General features: G+C 35.9%; 14 protein-coding genes, 3 tRNA genes and 1 rRNA gene. 5 read left to right on the plus strand and 13 right to left on the minus strand.

The features are described 5' to 3' along the window. Nucleotides 1–3 precede the first annotated feature (3 nt). The gene (gene ileS, locus HBB17_RS11225) at nucleotides 4–3,174 is read right to left on the minus strand and encodes an isoleucine--tRNA ligase (RefSeq protein WP_167957588.1); all 3,171 of its coding nucleotides are present in this window, start codon (nucleotides 3,172–3,174) and stop codon (nucleotides 4–6) included. A gap of 529 nt (nucleotides 3,175–3,703) precedes the next feature. Next, entirely contained in the window at nucleotides 3,704–4,381 is a 678-nt protein-coding gene (locus HBB17_RS11230) for a hypothetical protein (RefSeq protein WP_167957589.1), read from the minus strand. Between the two features lie 209 nt (nucleotides 4,382–4,590). Here HBB17_RS11230 and HBB17_RS11235 point away from each other — a divergent pair, with 209 nt between their 5' ends. After that, nucleotides 4,591–5,586, plus strand: coding sequence for an SPL family radical SAM protein (locus HBB17_RS11235; RefSeq protein ID WP_167957590.1), 996 nt, complete (start codon nucleotides 4,591–4,593; stop codon nucleotides 5,584–5,586). Nucleotides 5,587–5,730: 144 nt separating this feature from the next. Here the strand turns inward: HBB17_RS11235 and HBB17_RS11240 are convergent, their stop codons facing one another. Both HBB17_RS11240 and HBB17_RS11245 read right to left on the minus strand, forming a co-directional pair. Next, the gene (locus HBB17_RS11240; protein WP_167957591.1) at nucleotides 5,731–6,210 is read right to left on the minus strand and encodes a flagellar export chaperone FliS; all 480 of its coding nucleotides are present in this window, start codon (nucleotides 6,208–6,210) and stop codon (nucleotides 5,731–5,733) included. Nucleotides 6,211–6,235: 25 nt separating this feature from the next. Next, a complete protein-coding gene (locus tag HBB17_RS11245; protein WP_167957592.1) occupies nucleotides 6,236–7,657 on the minus strand; it encodes a flagellin N-terminal helical domain-containing protein in 1,422 nt (473 codons plus the stop codon). Nucleotides 7,658–7,992: 335 nt separating this feature from the next. Between HBB17_RS11245 and HBB17_RS11250 the strand changes: the two genes are divergently transcribed. After that, complete coding sequence (locus HBB17_RS11250; RefSeq protein WP_167957593.1) at nucleotides 7,993–9,534, plus strand: sialate O-acetylesterase; 1,542 nt, start codon at nucleotides 7,993–7,995, stop codon at nucleotides 9,532–9,534. Nucleotides 9,535–9,841: 307 nt separating this feature from the next. Beyond that, the gene (gene clpB / locus HBB17_RS11255) at nucleotides 9,842–12,427 is read left to right on the plus strand and encodes an ATP-dependent chaperone ClpB (protein ID WP_167957594.1); all 2,586 of its coding nucleotides are present in this window, start codon (nucleotides 9,842–9,844) and stop codon (nucleotides 12,425–12,427) included. Between the two features lie 180 nt (nucleotides 12,428–12,607). On the opposite strand, the gene HBB17_RS11260 is transcribed toward clpB, so the two are convergent. Beyond that, the gene (locus tag HBB17_RS11260; protein ID WP_167957595.1) at nucleotides 12,608–13,132 is read right to left on the minus strand and encodes an STM3941 family protein; all 525 of its coding nucleotides are present in this window, start codon (nucleotides 13,130–13,132) and stop codon (nucleotides 12,608–12,610) included. A 332-nt stretch (nucleotides 13,133–13,464) separates the two neighbouring features. Between HBB17_RS11260 and HBB17_RS11265 the strand changes: the two genes are divergently transcribed. Continuing rightward, complete coding sequence (locus tag HBB17_RS11265) at nucleotides 13,465–15,462, plus strand: S8 family serine peptidase (protein ID WP_167957596.1); 1,998 nt, start codon at nucleotides 13,465–13,467, stop codon at nucleotides 15,460–15,462. A gap of 251 nt (nucleotides 15,463–15,713) precedes the next feature. Then, nucleotides 15,714–19,415 (plus strand): EAL domain-containing protein, encoded by a 3,702-nt coding sequence (locus tag HBB17_RS11270; RefSeq protein WP_167957597.1) that lies wholly within the window; start codon nucleotides 15,714–15,716, stop codon nucleotides 19,413–19,415. 179 nt (nucleotides 19,416–19,594) lie between these two features. Here the strand turns inward: HBB17_RS11270 and HBB17_RS11275 are convergent, their stop codons facing one another. The 8 genes from HBB17_RS11275 to HBB17_RS11310 all read right to left on the minus strand — a co-directional run. Continuing rightward, the gene (locus tag HBB17_RS11275; RefSeq protein WP_167957598.1) at nucleotides 19,595–20,383 is read right to left on the minus strand and encodes an ABC transporter permease subunit; all 789 of its coding nucleotides are present in this window, start codon (nucleotides 20,381–20,383) and stop codon (nucleotides 19,595–19,597) included. Then, nucleotides 20,370–21,305: an ABC transporter ATP-binding protein gene (locus tag HBB17_RS11280; RefSeq protein ID WP_167957599.1), complete on the minus strand. Its 936-nt coding sequence runs from the start codon at nucleotides 21,303–21,305 to the stop codon at nucleotides 20,370–20,372. The genes HBB17_RS11275 and HBB17_RS11280 overlap by 14 nt, the downstream gene beginning before the upstream one ends. Next, nucleotides 21,298–21,750, minus strand: a complete 453-nt coding sequence (locus HBB17_RS11285) for a hypothetical protein (RefSeq protein ID WP_167957600.1) — start codon at nucleotides 21,748–21,750, stop codon at nucleotides 21,298–21,300. Before HBB17_RS11285 ends, HBB17_RS11280 begins: the two co-directional genes overlap by 8 nt. Next, on the minus strand, nucleotides 21,737–22,177 hold the full coding sequence (locus tag HBB17_RS11290) for a LytTR family DNA-binding domain-containing protein (RefSeq protein ID WP_167957601.1): 441 nt from the start codon (nucleotides 22,175–22,177) through the stop codon (nucleotides 21,737–21,739). The genes HBB17_RS11285 and HBB17_RS11290 overlap by 14 nt, the downstream gene beginning before the upstream one ends. Before the next feature lie 200 nt (nucleotides 22,178–22,377). Continuing rightward, a tRNA-Cys gene (locus HBB17_RS11295) sits at nucleotides 22,378–22,448 on the minus strand. A 70-nt stretch (nucleotides 22,449–22,518) separates the two neighbouring features. Continuing rightward, a tRNA-Glu gene (locus HBB17_RS11300) sits at nucleotides 22,519–22,590 on the minus strand. A gap of 70 nt (nucleotides 22,591–22,660) precedes the next feature. Next, nucleotides 22,661–22,732, minus strand: a tRNA-Asn gene (locus HBB17_RS11305). A gap of 201 nt (nucleotides 22,733–22,933) precedes the next feature. Beyond that, nucleotides 22,934–23,021, minus strand: a 23S ribosomal RNA gene (locus tag HBB17_RS11310); the annotation flags it as partial.

Raw genomic sequence — 23,021 nt, forward strand, 5'->3', positions numbered from 1 at the left:
TTATTACATGATCTTCTCAACACCAAGAATTGTGTGTTCTCCGTTCAGATCCCACTCTTTTGTATATCCACTCATTGCACCGATATGAATCTCTTCTGCAAGAACTTCGGATTTGATCTGATCGGCATTGTTTTTGATGACTTCTTTAATTACATCATTTTCATCTTGATATACAATGATATGATCCATTACTTCATAGCCAGCATCCTTACGCATTGTCTGAATCTTACTGATGATTTCACGAACAAAACCTTCTTCAATCAATTCAGGTGTTAATGTTGTATCGAGTACAACGGTAATTCCATAGTCTGAATTTGATTCGAATCCTTCTGTTTGTGCAGCTTCGATTAATAAATCTTCTTGATCTAACTCTTCTTCAACACCATCTAATGTAATCGTAAGTTTACCTGTAGCATTTAAAGAATCCATTGCTGTATTACCATCAAGATTAGCTAATACTTCTTTTAAGGCATTCAGTTGTTTACCGAATCTTCTACCTAATGTACGTAGTTGTGGTTTGAAGCTATAAGAAGTGAAGTTACGAACGTCATCTGTGAAGGTTACTTTCTTAACATTCAATTCTTCTTCAATGATTTCTTGGAAAAACTCTGATAATTCCGTATCACATTTTACATACATATTTCCGATTGGCTGTCTGTTCTTGATGTTTGCCGTATTTCTACATGCACGACCAAGTACAACGATATCCAATACTTCTTCCATATATTTCTCAAGTTCCGTATCAATGTGCTTTTCATTGTAAACTGGGAAGTCACAAAGATGGATACTTTCTGGAGCTGTTTTATCAATGTTTCTCACTAAGTTTTGGTAAATGTCTTCTGTCATGAATGGAATCATTGGTGCAGCTGCCTTACAGATTGTTACCAATGATGTATACAATGTCATGTAAGCATTGATCTTATCTTGTTCCATTCCTTTTGCCCAGAAACGTTCACGACAACGTCTTACATACCAGTTACTTAATTCATCCACAAAGTTTTGTAATGCTTTCGCTGTCTCAGGAATCTTGTATGCGGCAAGATTTTCATCAACGGCTTTCACAACCGTATTCAAACGAGACAATAACCATTTATCCATAACAGGTAATTGGTCATAATCTAATGTGTATTTTGATGGATCAAAGTTATCAATATTGGCATAAAGTACATAGAACGCATACGTATTCCATAATGTACCCATGAACTTACGTTGTCCTTCCATAACGGCTTTTCCGTGGAAACGGTTTGGTAACCATGGAGCACTATTAATATAGAAATACCAACGAATCGCATCTGCTCCATATTGCTTTAATGCATCAAATGGATCCACTGCATTTCCTTTGGACTTGGACATCTTTTGTCCATTTTCATCTTGCACATGTCCAAGAACAATAACATTCTTATAAGGAGCTTTGTTGAACAACAAAGTAGATTCTGCTAGTAAGGTATAGAACCATCCTCTTGTCTGGTCAACTGCTTCGGAGATGAAATCTGCTGGGAATTGTTCTTCGAATAATTCCTTGTTTTCAAATGGATAATGATGTTGTGCAAATGGCATTGCTCCTGAATCGAACCAGCAATCAAGTACTTCAGGTACACGATGCATCTCTTTTCCACACTTTTCACATGGGAATGTAACCGCATCGATAAATGGACGGTGTAATTCCACCTCATCTGGGCAATTGCTTGATAAAGATTTTAACTCTTCAATGCTTCCGATGGAATGCATATGTCCACATTCACATTCCCATACATTCAGTGGAGTTCCCCAGTAACGGTTACGGCTTACACCCCAGTCTTGAATATTCTCAAGCCAGTTTCCAAAACGACCTTTACCAATGGATTCAGGAATCCAGTTGATCGTATTATTATTGCGAATCAAGTCATCTTTTACTTCTGTCATCTTGATGAACCAAGATTCTCTTGCATAGTAGATTAATGGCGTATCACATCTCCAGCAGAATGGGTAGCTATGCTCAAACTTAAGTGCCTTGTATAATAAACCTTTTTCTCCTAATAGACGGAATACGATTTCATCTGCTTTCTTACAGAAAACGCCTGCCATATCCGTACATTCTGGCTTCATTTCCCCTTTTTCATCAACTAATTGAACGAAAGGAAGGTCGTATTTACGTCCTACTTTGGCATCATCTTCACCAAATGCAGGGGCAATATGAACAACACCAGTACCATCTGTTAATGTAACATAGGTATCGCATACAACATAATATGCTTTCTTTGTTGGATTAACATAGTTGAATAATGGTTCATATTCCTTATATTCTAGATCTGTTCCAACATATTTTTCAACAATTTCGTAAACACCATCTACTACGGTTAATAATGCTTCTGCTAAGATATAGTATTCAGTCTTAACGGCAGTATCTTCTTCGCCTTCTTTTACTACATCACCTTTTGCATTTACTTGCACTTTGACTTTCACATATGACTCGTTTGGATTCACACAAAGAGCCACATTGGAAGGTAATGTCCATGGAGTTGTTGTCCATGCTAGGATATATTCATCTTGTGTACCTTTTACACGGAATTTTGCAATTGCAGATTTTTCTTTTACATCCTTATATCCCTGTGCAACCTCATGGGAAGAAAGAGGAGTTCCACATCTAGGGCAATAAGGAACGATCTTATATCCTTTATATAATAATTTCTTTTCCCAGATTTGTTTTAAAGCCCACCATTCCGATTCGATGAACTTGTTATCATACGTAACATATGGATTCTCCATATCTGCCCAGAAACCAACGGTACCAGAGAAGTCTTCCCACATACCTTTGTATTTCCATACAGATTCTTTACATTTACCGATAAATGGTTCCAACCCGTATTGTTCGATCTGTTCTTTTCCATCAAGACCTAATAATTTTTCAACTTCAAGTTCTACTGGAAGTCCATGGGTATCCCAACCCGCTTTTCTAGGAACTTTATAACCTTTCATTGTTTTGTATCTTGGAATCATATCCTTGATAACTCTAGTTAATACATGACCAATGTGTGGCTTACCATTGGCTGTTGGTGGACCATCGTAGAAGGTATACGTTTCTCCCTCTTTTCTTGAATCAATACTCTTTTCGAAAATCTCATTTTCTTTCCAAAAGTTCTCTACATTTTTTTCTCTCTCAACGAAGTTGAGATTCGCGGATACTTTATCGTACATGATTTTCCTCCTTTAATAATAAGCAAAGCAATTTTACAAAAGCAATGTGTACTTCGTACACTCTCGCGTTAATAACACTTCAAAATACATCTTGTTCTCCGCACTGAGCACAATCAGCGTAAGCAACACCAACCTTTTGTGCGAGTGCACAGCCCCCGGAGGGTAAATAATAGGAAAATTGAAGAACTTTCCTATTATATAAAAAGCTCTCATCCAAACAGGATGAGAGCAGAAAGCTTCATTTTAACCACCTATTTAACATACTCCGTCAATGACTTTTATATGCGTTCCCATAACGGAGGAATCCGGCGACGACCTACTTGACATTCTTTCAGTCTGCTACTTCGGAGTGATCTTCACAATCTGCTACTTCCATTCGGCTTCCACTATCCCGAACTCGCTTTGGGGTTCAACTTGATTGCTACTGTCTCCTTCAACGTATTTTGGTGCTATGCTATTAATTATTTGTTATTTTTTATCATAGTATAGGATTTCTTAATTGTCAAGGGTCTACCGAAAGAATTACTTTTTATTCTTTCCCTTGCTTTTTACTAATATTCAGATATAAACTCCAATCTCCATAGTAGGTTACCGTTGCTTTCTTATTCTCTGGATCGATTTCTAATGTAATCTTATTCATTGCACTTGTTTCTTTGGGTTCAAGTGCAGAGTAGCCTTCTTCCGTTAAGTTTTTACAATAAGCCTGTAATTCCTTCTTTTCCGTTCGATACAAGGAATCAATGGTATCCTTACTCTTCCATATGTAAGTTTCTTTTTGGGTATCCATATCATCTGTTGTATGGATTTCAGCCTCCCCTAACTGTTCATTCATATTCTTTGCTAACTTTGAATAATCAATGTCGGAATACTGTAACACCACTGCAGATAATACATCATATGGATAGCTTTCCTTAGCTCCTTTGACTTTTCCCATAATCAGTAAATGAACCATAGCATTCATACCATACTCCTCATACGGTTCATTTAATCGAATGATTCGATAGACCGAATCCTCTTTCGGTTCAACGATTGTTGCATTCTTCTTTGTTAACTCCATGCTCTGAATTACTTCCTGCATACTCATTCCCCATGTCAGCTTTTCAAAAACAGGTTGAAACCCATACTCTCGATCTTTTTTTTCGCAACTTGTAAGAAAAATTAGAAATAAAACCATTACCAAACCGAATCCAAACAACTTTTTCTTCATAGGGCCGTGTTCTCCTTTCCCCAAATAAAAGAATTTCATTTTTCATTCATTTATTTACATTTTTTGCCTGTCCTTATTATAACATTGGTATGGTTTTCATGGCTACTAACTTTCGTTGTCTTTTTTTCCCCTATTCTGACATAAATATTTTTTTTGCTTCTACATATACTAAAGATTACTACAAATGATGTTACAATTAGGAGGTTACAATGCGACCAACTCAAATCTATTATGAACCTGGTATTGACGAATATGCATTAGGAAAGGAATTGCGTTCTAAATTCGCAGATCTTCCTTGGATCCCAATTGATAATCATAATAATATCGAAGAATTACGCACAAAAGAAAATTCCGAATTTCGAAATTTAAAGCAATTATTAATTCTGGGTACAAGAAAGACGCACAAATATGTGGAGAATCATAAAGTATCCGATTATCTTGTTCCTTATACATCCTCTGGCTGTACCGCTATGTGCCTCTACTGCTATCTTGTATGTAATTATAATAAGTGTTCCTATCTACGTCTTTTTGTAAATCGGGAACAGATGATGGAGCGACTAATCCGTAACAGCAATAAAAGTTTAAAAGAATTAACTTATGAAATAGGCAGTAATAGCGATCTAGTCTTAGAAAATACCATTACGAATAATTTACCTTGGACAATTGAGAATTTTCTTAAAAGTAAGAAAGGACGAATCACGTTTCCTAGTAAGTTCAGTATGGTGGATCCATTACTTCCTCTTGATCACCAAGGACGGGTAATCTTTCGTATGTCAGTAAACCCCGAATCCATTATACGTGATGTAGAGATTGGAACTTCTTCTCTCACAAATCGTATAGAAGCACTAAATAAAATGGCAGAAGCCGGTTATCATGTAGGTATATTAGTGGCTCCTGTTATACTTGTAGACAATTGGAAACTCCTTTACAGTGAATTGTTTGACCGACTAGAAGCGGAGCTCTCAGAAAAAATGAAAAAACAGATGTTTATTGAAGTGATTTTCATGACCTACAGCTTTGTTCATCGTAAGATTAATGCAGAAGCTTTTCCCGATGCAAAGGAACTCTATGATGCAGAAAAGATGACAGGACGTGGCATGGGTAAATACTGCTACCGCAACGACTTCCGTTCAGAAGGAGAACTATTTGTCCATGACGAAATAGAACGTCGATTTGGACCAGGTAAGATTCTCTATATAAGTTAAAATAGAACAAAGTCAATTAAATAAGGACTTTTGACACCCGAACCCTATTAACGAAAAAAGACCCTTTCATGATACTGCTATTCAAAACAATATCTGAAAGGATCTTTTTTATATAACACTCCCTACATGGGTTTTGGATTCGTATTATGCGAAAAATCCTCTTGATTCTTCACCTGGTTCAATCGTCATTTCATTAAGACTATTCTTTCCATAGGTTAGTCCTGCATATACTTTTTGCGTATTCTGCATTAATACCTGCGAATTGTCCGACTTTCCAACTTCTACAAAAGATTGTTTTAATGACTCTAATATCTTGATTACTCGTTCTACAACTTCAGAATCATAGGAACTCTTTGCTTCTAACAGTGTCTTATTCACAAATAAATAGATCGACATTAGATTTTTGGAAATCTCATACGCGAAATCTAGCCCAGACATTAACTCTAATAAGAATTTTTGTGCCTGCTCCAGTTCATTCTTGTATACCATCTGTTCCTCTTTATGATACGCTTCCTGTGCATCATTTAAATGGGTAAGTATAATCTCATAGATGATCACGACCAACTCGGAACGATTTGCCTGTGTTATTCTTGTAACATAAGCCTGTGTTAATTCATTTTTCATGCGATTTCCCCATTCCTACTTAATCTTATCCTTGTAATAATGAAATTACATTCTGTGGCATCTGGTTTGCTTGTGCAAGTACAGATGTAGACGCTTGTACAAGTACCTGATATTGAGTATAATTTGTCATCTCTTCTGCCATATCTACATCTTCAATTCTTGATAATGCTTCTGTTAAGTTTTCAGATGTTGTATCTAGATTTGCAACACAGCTTTCTAATCGATTTTGGTATGCGCCTAATTTTGCTCTTACAGAAGATACTTGTGCAATGGCTTTATCAACTTGTTCAATTGCTGATTGAGCCCCCGCATTAGAGATAACATTCAACGTATCTGTTCCTAATGTTGAAGAGGAAACCTCAGGGATGACTACTTTCATTGTTTGATGCTCATTCGCACCAATTTGAAGGATTAATGGTCCTTCATCATATACTGTAATTGTAGCAGCTGTACCTGCTGTTGCTTTGGAGAGATCCAGTTTCATCTCAAATCCAGCTTTATCTGTAATAACTGCATACTTATCTTCGTAAGTAACGGTTGTTGTAGTACTGAACTCTGTTCCAGTTGTTAATGCACCATCTGTTCCCTTTTGTTCTGTTCCAACAATACTATTGATTCCTAATGCAGCGCCTAAAGCAGCATTTGTTGTACTAATTTCAAAGCTTGCATTTCTTCCATATTCCTCTGTTGTAAAGCTTAATTTTGCTCCCGCAGAAGTAATTGTAGCACCTGCAGCTGTATTTTCCACACTTACATCAACTTTATCACATAAACCACGTAATTTTTCAATTACCTCTTCTCTTGTTTCGCCTTCATTGATTACGATTGTTTCTCCATTAATTGTAATCTTACCAGCTTCAGAAGCTGCCACAACATTACCTGCACCTGTAAATGCAGTACCGGTAGTACCCGTAGCGGTTGCTTGTTTTGGGACAGCTGTTGCTGTTACCGTATATGTTCCTGTTGCTACTGCATCATTAACGGAAGCAATACCAACCTTTGTACTACTTGAATATGTAATACGGTCCAATGTACCATCAAGTAATGTCTTCGTATTATATTCTGTATCAGTAGAGATACGGTCAATTTCTTTATTCAATTGATCAATTTCTTCTTGTACTGCTTTCTTATCTTCATCTGTTAATGTATCATTGGCTGCCTGCACCGATAATTCTCTCATTCTTTGTAACATGGAATGCACTTCTTGTAATGCACCTTCTGCTGTCTGAATTACAGAGATTCCGTCTAAACCATTTCTCGAAGCCTGCTCTAACCCTGCAATCTGTGTTTTCATCTTTCTAGAAATAGCCATACCTGCTGGATCATCCGCTGCCTTATTGATTCGATATCCAGAAGATAATCTTTCAATACTTGATGCCATATTGTTATTGTTAATCCCTAGTTGGCGATTTGTCTTAATTGCAGACATGTTATGATTAATTATCATTTTTGTATCTCTCCATTCTACTTGTTTTTCAATTCTTTAACTCTTATTCCGATTAACTGTATGAATTCTTCTCTACTAAGTATATCGGAACAACCTCATAAAATCTTTATGTTTCTTTTTGTGAATTTTAAACGCCCCAATTCCTTTTAAACGTAATATGTATCCAATAGTAACGTTTTTATACCTTATTCAAATATCAAGTTATCGCAGTTGGGTACTTTTTACTACGCTTCCTACAGAAAAAACTTATAATATCTCCAATAAGTGCTGTATTATTCTTTTTACCATCATACTAAAATGCAAGTATGAACAATACTGTATTGGAGGAACAAGACATGATAAACCAAACAAAAAGTCAGTCACTAAAAACTGCCGCCGTATTTCGTGATCACATGGTATTACAACGGGATAAAAATCTTCTAATCTGGGGTACTGGTAAGGAAGGTGACGTAGTAACCGTTACATTACAGGAGCATTCTGCTTCTCAAATTATAAAAAATGGTACATGGTCTCTGGAGCTTCCACCTATGCCTGCTGGTGGACCATATACCATGAAGATCACTACAAAAGAAGAATCACTCTCCTACTCTGACATTATGCTAGGTGAAGTTTGGCTAGCTGGTGGTCAATCAAATATGGAACTACAACTAATAAACAGTAAAAACGGAAAAGATGTCGTAGCAAACGTTGACCCAGCTTTATCCAGTAAGATTCGATTCTACAATGTACCACAACAGAGTTATTTTAGTGAAGATTTTGTCACCACAGAGGAAAATGCTTGTTGGGAGCTCTGTACACCTGAGACTTGTGGGAATTGGTCTGCTGTAGCGTATTATTTTGAAAAAAATATTGCAACTACCCTGGATGTAACCGTTGGAATAATCGGTTGCAACTGGGGCGGTACTTCCGCTTCTGCGTGGACAAGTCGTACATTCCTTGAAAAGGATGTGGATACAAAAACTTACCTAGATGATTATGAAGAAGCTTATCATAAGTATGAGGATTATAATGCGTATTGTAAAGCGGTTGATGAATATGATGCTTGGTATGCCGTATGGCAGAAGAAAATAGACGAACTCTATGCTGCGGATCCCAACATATCCTGGAATAAAGCACAAGAAATCGCTGGGCAAAACCGTTGGCCTGGACCTATAGGTCCAAAGTCATTTTATCGTCCTTCTGGCCTTTATGAAACGATGCTCTCTCGTGTTTGTCCTTACACCTTACGTGGATTTTTGTATTATCAAGGAGAAGAAGATGACAAAAAAGCTACAATCTATGGTAAATTACTGCAAACACTTATAAAACAATGGAGACATGATTGGAATGATGACAGGCTTCCTTTCTTACTTGTACAACTCCCTATGTTCATAAATTGTGATGATGTGGATCAGAAAAACTGGCCAATTATTCGTGAAAATCAAATGCTTACACACCAAACAATGAAAAATACTGGAATTGCTGTAATCCTGGACCTTGGCGAATTTAATAATATTCATCCGCTGGAAAAAGAAGAAGTCGGAAGACGTCTGGCCCTACAAGCTTTCTATCATGTATATGGACTTGAAGTATCCGCATATGGTCCAATCTATAAAAGTCGAATTCTTCATGAAGACAGTATAGAGCTACTCTTTGACCATGCAACAGAAGGATTTACTGTGAAAGGGGATTCCATAGAAGGTTTTGAAATTGCTGGCGAAGATAAACAATATGTAAAAGGAACTGCCTCCATTATTGGTTCTAGGATCTTCGTATCCGCAAGTAAAGTTAAATCTCCACGTTATATCCGTTATAATTGGACGAATTACGGACCCGTTACTCTTTATGGGAAGAATAATATTCCTGTGGCTGGTTTCCGTACAGATTATGAGGCATAGCCTTTGATAAACTTTTTTCTTTATTGAATAGGATTTCTTAATCTGTGGAATCCTATGGGAGCAAAGTGTGTGTACTTCACAAACCCACTCTTTGTCGTGTAAACTCACACTCATATATTAGGTAAAAGAACATACAAACAATCTTTACATAATTGCTATTCTATTATTTGATAACATGAAACGATAGAATACCAGTTGTAAAGGTTGTTTTTTTATTAAAATAACTATTGCATTCTTTTATTATAGGTGTTATATTAGTTATAGAACAAACAACGATTTTAGAATCCGACAAAAAGGAGGAATCCCAATGAATATCAATAAATTTACCCAAAAGTCAATGGAAGCAGTGCAAAACTGTGAAAAGTTAGCTTATGATTATGGGCATCAGGAAATTGATCAGGAACATTTTCTCTATAGTTTGTTGACCATAGAAGACAGTCTTATTAAAAAACTTCTTGAAAAGATGGATATTAATACTGATGTATTCGAAGCACAGGTTAGAGGGCTCTTAGAGAAACGATCAAAAGTTAGTGGTAATGTACAGATCTACATCAGCAATGATTTAAACAAAGTTCTCATTTATGCGGAAAACGAAGCCAAAGCAATGGGGGATGAATATGTTTCTGTTGAACATTTATTCTTAAGCCTTTTAAAACAACCCAATAAACAACTAAAAGAATTACTAAAAGAATTTGGCATTAACAGAGAGTCTTTCTTACAGGCTCTGTCAAGTGTTCGAGGTAATAAGAAGGTAACAAGTGATACCCCTGAAGATACCTATGACACATTAAACAAATACGGCTATGATCTCGTAGAACGTGCGAAAGAACAGAAACTCGATCCTGTAATCGGACGTGACAGTGAGATCCGTAATGTCATTCGAATTCTATCTCGTAAGACAAAGAATAACCCCGTTCTAATCGGTGAACCTGGCGTTGGTAAAACAGCTGTTGTAGAAGGTCTTGCACAACGTATTGTGCGTGGAGATGTTCCACAGGCATTAAAAGACAAACGTTTATTTGCTCTTGATATGGGTTCTCTTGTAGCTGGGGCAAAGTATCGTGGTGAATTTGAGGAACGTCTAAAAGCAGTCCTTGAAGAGGTTAAGAATAGTGATGGACAGATTATCTTATTCATTGATGAACTTCATACCATTGTTGGTGCTGGTAAGACAGAAGGCAGCATGGATGCCGGTAATATGTTGAAACCAATGTTAGCACGTGGAGAACTACACTGTATTGGTGCCACTACGCTGAATGAGTATCGTATGTATATTGAAAAAGACGCTGCTCTTGAACGTCGTTTCCAACCTGTTATGGTAGATGAACCTACTGTAGAAGATACTATTTCTATATTAAGAGGATTGAAAGAACGTTATGAAGTATTCCATGGCGTTAAGATCACAGACTCTGCCCTAGTATCTGCTGCCACTCTAGCTGACCGCTATATCACCGACCGTTTTCTTCCAGATAAAGCAATTGACCTCGTGGATGAAGCTTGCGCTTTGATCAAAACAGAATTAGATTCCTTGCCAACGGAATTAGATGATGTTCAACGCCGTATTATGCAAATGGAGATTGAAGAAGCCGCTCTAAAAAAAGAAACGGATCGACTTAGTATGGAACGTTTGGATGCCTTACAAAAGGAACTTGCTGAATTACGTGATGAATTTTCAAGTCAAAAAGCAGTCTGGGATAATGAAAAAGCTTCCGTAGAAAAAGTTCAGAAGTTAAAAGAAGAATATGAAGCTCTTAAGAATGAAATCGAAGTTGCGAAACGTAATTATGATCTTAATCGTGCTGCAGAGTTACAATATGGCAAGTTACCGGCTTTAGAGAAACAATTAGAAGAGGAAGAAGAACGTGTAAAATCACAGGAGCATACTTTAATCCATGAGAATGTATCTGACGAAGAGATTGCTCGTATCATTTCCCGTTGGACTGGAATACCAGTTGCCAAATTAACAGAAAGTGAAAGAAATAAGACTTTACACTTAGATAATGAACTTCATAAAAGAGTTGTGGGGCAAGATGAAGGTGTTACCAAAGTAACGGAAGCTATTCTTCGTTCCAAAGCAGGAATCAAAGACCCAACGAAGCCAATTGGTTCATTCCTATTCCTAGGACCTACTGGAGTTGGTAAAACGGAACTTGCCAAAGCCCTTGCTGCAGGTTTATTCGATAATGAACAGAATATGGTTCGTATTGATATGAGTGAGTACATGGAGAAATACTCTGTCTCTCGCTTGATCGGAGCGCCTCCTGGATATGTTGGATATGATGAAGGTGGACAATTAACAGAAGCGGTACGTAGGAAACCTTACTCGGTTATCCTATTTGATGAAATTGAAAAAGCCCATCCTGATGTATTCAATGTTCTGTTGCAAGTATTGGATGATGGACGTATTACCGATTCCCAAGGTCGTACTGTAGACTTCAAGAATACCATCATAATTCTTACTTCCAACATTGGTTCTAATTATTTGCTTGATGGTATCGATGAGAATGGTGAGATCAGTTCACAAAGTTCTAATATGGTAATGGAGGACTTACGTGCACATTTCCGTCCTGAATTCCTAAATCGTCTTGATGAAATTATTATGTTCAAGCCTTTAACGAAGGATAACATTCGTAACATCATTGACCTATTAGTTGCTGATCTGAATAAACGTTTAGAAGATAAGGAACTTCATCTTGAACTAACCGAGGAAGCCATTCACTTTATTACTGAAGAAGCTTATGATCCTATATATGGTGCAAGACCACTGAAGCGTTATCTTCAAAAGCATGTTGAAACATTAACAGCTCGCTTGATCCTTAGTGACGCTGTACACCAAACGGATACCATCCTCATTGACCTAGAAAATGACCACTTAGTTGCTCGCAGAAAATAATTATGGCATATAAGTTAAGTTGTATAGCTTAGCCCCTATAAACACACAAGCATAGAAACTAACAAAACACACTCACCCGTAATAGATAAAAGAGTTACCGGACCTTCCTAATCAAATGTGAAGTACCGATAACTCTTTCTTTTTATTTTTTATTTTATAATTTTCTCTTTATTTTCTCTTCTATTCTTCTCTATTATTTTGGGTCTTTTCCCATGCCTCCCGAAGTATATCATAGATTTCATGACCTGTCATTCCTTCTACACTATCAACTCGCAATAGAATAGGTGGAAATTTATTATTAATATTACTTTCAATAGCCTTTTGTTTCATGGAAGGAAGTACCTTCTTGAAGGCTTCTACATCTTTTAGATAAATACCAATAGAATCTTTATTTAAGGTTTTTCCAATAACAAGTTCTTCAATCTCTTCGTAGGGAATAAAATTGATAGAAGTCAAAGTGGATTGATCCATTATACCTTCCTGCGTGATTGTAAATAATGGTTTTTTGTGAAGAACCCTGATAAATTGAACAATCAAACAAATCCCAAAGAATACACAACCAACCCCACCAATCATACAAAACAGCAGGCTTTTCTCATCAATCCCTAAATAAAGAACAACGACTGCTGCCGCAACCATAAGTAGTGTCTGAACTAATAATTTTATTGCTTGTTTCTTCTTCTCATATATAATCGTCTCTTTCATATAGTCTCCTATCTTGTTTCCATCTTATTTTTATCTTATCTATTGTAATTATATCTATAACTGATTAGGTTACAATATCTTCAGCCAAATGTTCCTTTGTCAACTTATACAAGTATAAACACACTTCATTCAATACTAAGTATGGACCCTTTCAAGTCCTCATCCAATCAGTTCTGGTAAAATAGTACCAACTGTCTTTAACATTGTTATATTTAACTATTTTATCACACTAATGCCACATTTCATAGATATACTGTCGTAAAACAAAACACTCCAGTTTTACTATATTTAACCATTTATAAAAGATGATTTAAAAGAAAGGACCCTCAATAATGAAAAAAAAGAAGTTATGGACCCTCCCTCTTCTTTGCCTTACAATGGCTATATGCACCACTTCCATTCCCTACAGCCCTTCTGTACAGGCAAAGACAATACTCGAATCCAATGAAGAAACCTCTACGATCGTTACCGATCTAGAACAATATGAGAATGACCAATTGATTGTTACTTACAAAAATGATACTGCTGCTTCCATGGAGTATCGGGCACTTTCCAAACATACCAATACAATAGTGGAAGAACTTGATAAAAATCAATTTTTAGTGACTGCAACTGATTCCAATACACTTGAACAAAAGTTAGAAGAATATGTTGCAGATCCCAACGTTGATGCCGTACAACCAAACTATACATACCATCTACTCAGTGCCACGAATGAACCTGATTATAGTAAACAGTGGTGGACACGAAATGATGGAACATTTACATACAACAGCTATGCTGATTATCCTATTGATGTTAGCAAATATCCTCGCTATGCCAAATTTAATGTAACTGCTACCGCTGGTTATGATACCAACGTGGAATCCGCTTGGTCCCTATTCACAGGAGACCGATCTATCACGATTGCCCTTGTTGATACTGGTGTTGATACTTCTCATCAGGATTTATCAGGTGTAATCTATACCAATACCGCCGAAATTGCAGGCGATCATATTGATAATGATAAGAATGGATACATAGATGATGTTCATGGGTGGAATTTCTATAATGATAGTAATGATGTAACATTGTTTCAGACTTCTAGTGAAGAAAATGATCATGGGACACATTGTGCAGGTGTTATTGGTGCACGGGTAAATGGCATTGGTATCGCTGGTATTGCCTCTAATATAAATGTAAACATTCTTCCTGTGAAGGTTCTAGGAGGAAAAGATGGTACAGGTTCTACTGCTGATATTGTAGCCGGAATCAAATACGCTGAAACAATGGGAGCACAAATCTGTAATCTTAGCCTTGGTTATGATGCAGATTCCACAGATCCTAGTATTGATAAGATTTTAAAAACAACAATTGAAAATTCCAGTATGTTTTTTGTTATTGCCTCTGGAAATGGTGATCGTAACTACAAGGGAATTAATACCGATACCACACCTGTCTACCCTGCTTCCTATGATTGTAACAATATCATATCTGTAGCCAACATGACCTGCCTAGGGATCTTGAATACTAGTTCAAATTATGGTGTAAAGACAGTGGATATCGCTGCCCCAGGTACTTGTATCTATAGTACCATATCCAATAATTCATATGAGTATTATACAGGTACTTCGATGAGTGCCCCTATGGTTTCCGCTGGTTTAGCTGAGATCTATTCCTATTACACTAATCTTACCGTATCTCAATGTGCAAAGGTATTATTGGGATGTTCCAAACCCGTATCAGCTTTAAGCGGAAAATTATCAACAGGTGGTATGCTGGACATCTATGGCGCATTAACATGCAACTTAACATCTATTATTAGTGATCAGGTAGCACCTACCATTACAACACAAGTGGAGGACATTCCGAATAGCTACAAGAAAAATCTGGTACTAACCGTTATTGACGGCGAAGATCATCTCCAAACAGTTCGCTATGCCAAAGGCAAACAAGATGTAAGATATTTTGCTTCTGGTAAAAAAGGCACTGCTTTAGAAGTCTCCTCTGGGAAAGGAACTATTCCTAATATCGCATCTACCAAAGATTATACCATCTATGCAATTGATACCTTTGGTAATGAGACCGTGGTAACTGTTCCTGTTTCAGTAACTAAACCAAGCAGTATTAAGCTTTCCGTTACAAAGAAAACATTAAAAATAGGAAAGAAATTTACCTTAAAAGCAACTCCAGATGTTGCTACCACAATCACTTTCTCAAGCTCCAACAAAAAAGTTGCTACTGTAACAAGTAAAGGTGTTGTTACAGGAAAAAAAGTTGGTACATGTAAGATTACTGCCAAAACAGAAAATGGCGTAAAAGCCATTTGTAAAATGACAATCAAAAAATAATACAGTTCAGATTATAAGATAACCCTTTCTGAAATTGATAACCAAGTTAAACTCCTTATTACTTGTTATCAATATCAGAAAGGGTTTTATTTACCTCAATTTAAATAGTACCAATTCCATCTGTTACTAGGACTATTTATTTACAAACATGGTAAAATATGATATATTAAATCCACAGCAAAGTAGTCCATTGTACCTAATTATTTTCTAAAGACTCCTTTATTTCAAAGATTAAGTATATGAGGTAAACCATGAAAAAAATTAATGTCATGTCCATTGTCGTAATTATTATGACAGTCTTGCTACTTATTACAACAAGTGTAATCACCATTAACTATAAAAAATCATTTGATCGTGGTATTCAAAATTCCCTAACCAATATTATAGAATCTGGTCATGATGCTATAATCGCTAATACAAAGAAAAATATTGAAATGCTAACCGCACGTTTAGAAAATTGTGCCACTTCAATGTATTATAATATTAGAAATAACAGTTCCGATACCATCTCATCCATGCTCATCAAACAACAGAATCAATATAATCTAGGAGAACTTTCCTATTATTCCATTAATGAACTTAGTACTCTTTATAAGGAATATGAGATTGACACCTACATTAACCTTGAACAATTACTATCACAGCATGATTATGTATACCTTCCTTGTAAACGTTATGGTAAAACAGTTTGTATTATTCTCACCCCTGTGCGTTCAGAGAAGACACTTCCTACATATGGTATCCTGTGTAGCTTATTCACAACACAGACGCTGAATAATTATTTATTTAGCTTATCCACACAACTAAACGCCACAAGTTACATTACTACAGAAGATGGATTGCTCTTATCTAAAAATAATAGTTTTTCCTATACTACAATGCATGACTATTTTAAAACAGTTACCTATGATGAGGGTGCAACAAAAGATACATTTATAAACGCCATACATAACAAGGAATGTGGTTATTTTCACTATATTGATGGTATGACGCCCTATTATGCCTATTACACCCCATTACCAATGAACAACTGGTATCTTGTAAGTATTATCAATGCCAGTACCCTTGACCCAACAATGAACACTTTACAATCCATGACCAATTCCATGAGTAGCAAATACCTCACCATCATCATTGTATTTGAATGCTTAATGTTACTCATACAGATTTTCTACTATATTTCAACATCAAAAATGAACAACCGACTTATACTAGAAAAACAAAAATATGATACCGTAATAAAGCATTCCCATGGAGTTATTTGGGAATATGATATTCAGAATGATACTATGAAAAAAGCAGATAAAAACTCAGGCGTCTTTATCGGACTGGATTTTATTGAGAACTTTAGTGCCTTCTCCTGCATCAACAATAATATTCATCCAGATGACTTGAACAAATACCATGATTTTTGTTACGACCTAAAATCTGGAAAACCTGAGATTCACTCCGTATACCGTGCCAAAGATAAATCCAATAATTTTGTATGGTTTGAACTTGTGGGTATTACGCTATATAAGAACAACATTCCTACTACTGTCATTGGAAAATCTACTAATATAGATAGGCAACAACGTGAATACGAAAAATTAAAACACCATGCAGAAGAGGATCCACTAACCAAGTTGTACAATCGAACTACTGCCAAGGCCAAGATCAACTCCATTATTGAGTCCTCTGAATTGTCTACAATTCACGCATTCTGTATGATTGATATCGATAATTTCAAACACTTAAATGATAATCTAGGCCATACCTTTGGAGATGCAGTTCTGATTGAATTCAGCGCAAAATTAAGTAAACTATTAGGTCCTGATGACTTTGCCTTCCGTATTGGTGGAGATGAGTTTGCTGTATTTCTTCGTGACGTATCTTCCATTGATTATGTAGAAAAAATTTCGCATCAAATCTGTTCTTTATTTAAAGAATTACTATTAGGGGATTGCAAACCGTTTGACATATCTGGTAGTATTGGTGTTTCTCTTTATCCTAATCATGGAGCAAACTTTGATGAACTTTTTTCATTGGCAGATATTGCTCTTTACCACTCCAAGGGTGAAGGGAAAGACTGCTACACCTTATATTCCAAAGAAACAATGGGTGACCAGACAATTACGCCAGGAGAGCACAAAGAAGCAAACACCCGTGATACGCATACCTTATTAGATAATACGCTCTTAAGCAATGTGATTGATGTATTATTTGATGCCAAGGACCTGAACTTTACTATTAACTTCATACTATCCCTAATAGGAAGTTATTATAACCTTGAATGTCTTGGCGTCTGCGAATATACATCTGATTACAAATATCTGCTCAGTACCTATCAATGGCATACCCAAAATTGGGTTTCTAGTACAGGTGCATTTGAAAAGGTAAAGAAAGAAGAATCCGATTGTTATGCTTATTACAAAACAACAAAAACAGGAGTCTTTTATTGTCGTGATATCAACTCCCTAGAATGTTCTTACCCTGCTTTTATTGATTACCTGAAATCCCAAAACATTCAGAGTTTTATTCAATGTGCCATTGCCGATTCTGGTTCTTACACGGGATATATATACGCGAATATTGCATCAGATACAAGACAGTTAGAAAAGCATGAAATTGAAACAATTTCGTTCATTTCAAAGATTATCGGTGGCTATATAAGGAAGCTTCGTTCCGAAGAGATCGCTCGATTATTAGCAAAGAAGGATTTATTAACCGGTTCTTATAATATAAGTAGTTTTTACGAAGAAGCAGAAAATATACTATATGAAAACCACTATGATCAATTTGCTCTCTTTTATTTTGATATTAACCGGTTTAAGCAAATTAATGAAGCTTTTGGGTATAATCATGGAGATAATCTACTTGCCGATTTCTCTATTATATTTCAGGATTCTCTTCATGAAAATGAGTTATTTGGTCGGATCATTGGTGATCGTTTCTTACTGCTACTACATTATGATCTCCCTAGTGAAATCGAAACGAGAGTACAACTTTACTTTCGGAAGTTTGATGAACTCTTATCCAGGCATTTAGATTATTCCAAATTATCGCTTATTATTGGTATTTACCTGATTGAAGCTGAGGACCGTATTACAATTGCCATTGACCGTGCTAATATTGCAAGAAAGAGTGTTCGAGAACGACATAAGAACAACTATGCGTATTTTAATGAAACAATGAAAAATAATATGGTCAAACGACAGAATATTGAGAATATCATGGTTGCTTCTCTTAAAAAGCGAGAGTTTCAGATTTACTACCAACCTAAGTTTAATCTTCTTACCAACGAGATTTGTGGTGCAGAAGCATTAATTCGCTGGATCCGTGAGGAAGGTATTATTTATCCTGGTGATTTTATTCCTACTTTTGAAGACAACGGGTTTATCATTGATATTGATTTTTATGTTTTCGAGGAAGTATGCAAACAACTACGTTATCTGATTGATCACAACTATAGGATTGTACCTGTAAGTGTTAACTTTTCTCGATTACATTTCAGAGAAAACACCTTACCAAATACCTTGCAGCGAATTCTAAAAACATATAACATATCACCCGATTTAATTGAAATAGAGATAACAGAAAGTGCAATGACGGATAACAGTAGTTACTTACTCCCAGTGCTTGATCAGCTTGGTCAACAAGGATTCCGACTTTCCATGGACGATTTTGGCTCTGGGTATTCCTCTCTTAATGCATTACGAAATCTACCATTTGATATACTAAAACTAGACAAAAACTTCTTTCGGACAGGTTCTGCAACAGAAAAAGAACGAATTGTAATCAGTAATATCGTTCATATGGCCCGCGATTTGAAGATGGAGATTATTTCAGAAGGTGTTGAAACAACAGAACAAGCAGAATTTCTAAAATCCATTGGTTGTAACTATGCCCAAGGATACTTATTTGCAAAACCAATGCCAGCAGAGGAATATATGGATAAGTATCTCTTATCATAATCTTTATTTATTATGCTGTTGAAAAAACGTTACTACGTTTGTAATTTAACCCTTTCAAGTAATATAATTGCATATAAAACGGTCCTACTTACGTGAACAATCAATATATGTTCACATAAGTAGGACCGTTTTATTGTAGGATTTCATACGGATAGTGTCGTAAATATCAACTTTTCTACCTATGCTGTAATATCTTTTTTATTATAATGAACATATGCTATTCCAATGGCAAGAACACTTACTACAATGCCAACAATAAGATACTTCATCTCTAATTTTCCTGAGGCAAAGATATCTGCAGCCTCCGTATAACTAAATGGTGTAATATATTTAAGCACTTTTGCACTTTCTGTTATGTTGGATATTATATTTAAGAAATAAAACATCGCCGCCAAACCTAATCCAGCTCCTAGTCCACCTCTTCTGATGTATGATGATAATCCGTAGCAAATAGCTGCAATTTCAAGTTGCATGAATAGATTGGCCATATGATAGAGTGCGAAATTCCCCCAATTCATATCCTCACCTAATAAAGCAATACCAATACAAGAGAATACAATAAACACAAGATTGAATAATAAAATCTGAACAAATACAGCTATCAATTTTTCCGTAATGATCTGCACACGGCTAATTGGATGGGTAAACAAAAATTCAGCTGTTCGTCCTCCTTCTTCCTTACTTAGCATATTCACCGCTAGTAAAGAAGCTAAGAAACCACCTCCAAGTCCTAATATATTTCCACATTCAACTCCATAAAAACCTGCAATTGTTCCAATACTCATCTGATCCATTCCAAATGCCTTTGTAAAGTTCCCCATGGAAGAAAACATTTCATCCATCTCTGAAACCATTCCCTTCATCTCAGAAAACATCATCAGGCATATAAAACTCATAAGACTGACGGAAGCGGTCCAGATGATTAGTGTTTTTTTATTTTGCTTCATTTCCTGCTTAAATACAGTCATTATTCATCCCTCCATTTGTATAATAGTGCATAAAGATTTCTTCCAAATCTGGTTCCGTTATACGAATATCTACTATATTGGTCTGTCCTATATATTGAACTAAAGCATTCATATCTCCTGTATATAAAAATTCCATATTTATTAATTCCGCTCCACTGGCTTTAATATTAAGATCTTTTATTTGTTTTGTAAGTCTTTCTTCTAATTGCTTTGCAATTTTTTCATTTCCCATAATAGTTAAAGCCACTCTTCTTGTATTCGTCTTAGATAAAGCCTCTACCGTATCACTGACAATAATCCTTCCCTCACGAATAATGGCAGCTTTTGTACAGTGATGCTGAATTTCTGATAATACATGAGATGACATAAAGAGCGTTGCTCCTTGCTTATGTTTTTCTTCTAGTAAATTAAAAAATTCTCTTTGCATAAGTGGATCCAGACCACTGGTTGGTTCATCTAATATGTATAGTTTAGGATCATGTTGCATCGCACAGATAATAGATACTTTCTTTCGATTTCCTAACGATAGTTCTTCTACCTTTTTTTTCTTGTCTAACTTTAAGCGATCACATAGGATATCTGCCTCTTTGGAGCAGTCTTTCTTATGTAAATCAGCCGAGTATTGAATAATGTCCCCTACTCTCATTCCCGTATAAAACATTGCTTCCGAAGGCATATATCCAATCCCTTGTAGTATTTCTTTTCTATTCTTCCTCACATCTAAATTAAAGATCTTTGCTTCTCCTGCGGAAGGTGTGATCATTCCTAATAGGGAGCGAATTGTCGTACTCTTTCCAGCCCCATTAGGACCAATAAATCCAAAGATTTCTCCCTCTTCCACTACCAAACTAACTTCCCGTATTCCTCTTGCTTTTCCATAAGATTTTGTAAGATTTTTGGTTTCAATACAGTTATTATTCATTGCTCTCCTCCTTATACTTCTTTAGTAGTATATTTAACTCTTTTGTATCTTCCTTATAAAACACCTCCAAACATAGCCACATAATAGGAAAATAGAAAAGCATTATAACATGGTACGTAATAAACTCCCATTTAGGTGCAGCTGCAAACCAACCAAATACCTGTTGTGCAAGAAGCATAATTAATACCGGTCCTACATTCCATAACACAGTACAAATTTGATATACGCCCTTTCGATACACCTTCTGGCTTAAGAATAGGCCTTTTTGAAACCAGGCAATAAGATATCCCACAATCCACATCTGTACAATATATGAATATGGAATGTTATTCACATGATTCAGCCACTCTAAAAATCCAAACATAAAGATTTGACACAGTCCATGTACACTACCAAAGAATTCAACATCCATTTCATTTCGAATCAACTGTTTAATCCCCTTCATGTAAACACCTCCTAAATTCTTTTGCATACCGTCGTGATATGATCAAATGTTCCTGATTGTCTAATGTAACATCAATTCGATTCCCCACATTACTTTTTAAGGACTGTATCTTTTTTATGTTTACAATAATGGATTTATTACATCGAAAAAATTTATGTTCTTGTAACATATTCTCTAACTCATTCAATGTATGTTTTATTTCATATGATTCCTTTCTTGTATAAGCAAATACTCGACTTTCCACACTTTCAAAATAATAGATTTCGTTATATCCTAATATATACTTTTCCTTTTCAATTGCACCAATTATAGGTGGAACTTGAGATGAAACATACTCGATTATATCTTCAATCTGAGGTGTCATTTCCCGATACCGGATAACCACTTCCTCTTCTCCCGTTTCAACCTTTTCTGTATGTACCCTCATTTCCTCACCTCCTATCTTTAGTATAACGAACTTAATTCCTAGATACAAGACCGCATCTAGCATGTTGCACTTATTCTTGGATAAGATGCACTATAATACGATAGCACTTTTCGTAAAAGTTTATATAACATAATTTTCTATTTAGGGATACAAAAAAAGCTATAATTCTAGTTATAAGAATTATAGCTTTTCTCAATGAGAGGCGACAGACAGATTTGAACTGACGATCAGGGTGTTGCAGACCCATGCCTTACCACTTGGCTATGTCGCCATATTTAATTACTTTTCTAGTATATTATAAATAGTGAAGATTTATTCATCATTTCTAAATATAATATGAGTGACTCCAAGGGGATTTGAACCCCTGTTACCGCCGTGAAAGGGCGGTGTCTTAACCGCTTGACCATGGAGCCAATTAATTCTTGTTGCATGTAAACCTAACTGGTTCCACATGTTCTATTTTAAACAAACTATGTTGTTAAACTCCCCGAGCGGGGCTCGAACCTGCAACACCACGGTTAACAGCCGTGTGCTCTACCATTGAGCTATCGAGGAATATGATCGTTGATTCTAAGGAACCAAACTTTCTTAACTAGATTATCACAAATAATCCATTCTGTAAAGGTACTAATTAAGTTTTTTTCTCTAAGATTTGTTTATAATCTAAGGATATTATATACTTTATTATACCTTCAAAACTACACATTGATTCATGATTTCCACCATCTTTGCTTCCATCATGTTGTCAGATTCTTTTTGGTTAAGCCCTCGACCTATTAGTAACAGTCAACTACATGTGTTACCACACTTCCATCTCTGTCCTATCAACCTGATCGTCTTTCAG

This window comes from Anaerosporobacter faecicola (assembly GCF_012070565.1).
In the GTDB taxonomy this organism is placed as follows: Bacteria; Bacillota; Clostridia; order Lachnospirales; family Lachnospiraceae; genus Anaerosporobacter; species Anaerosporobacter faecicola.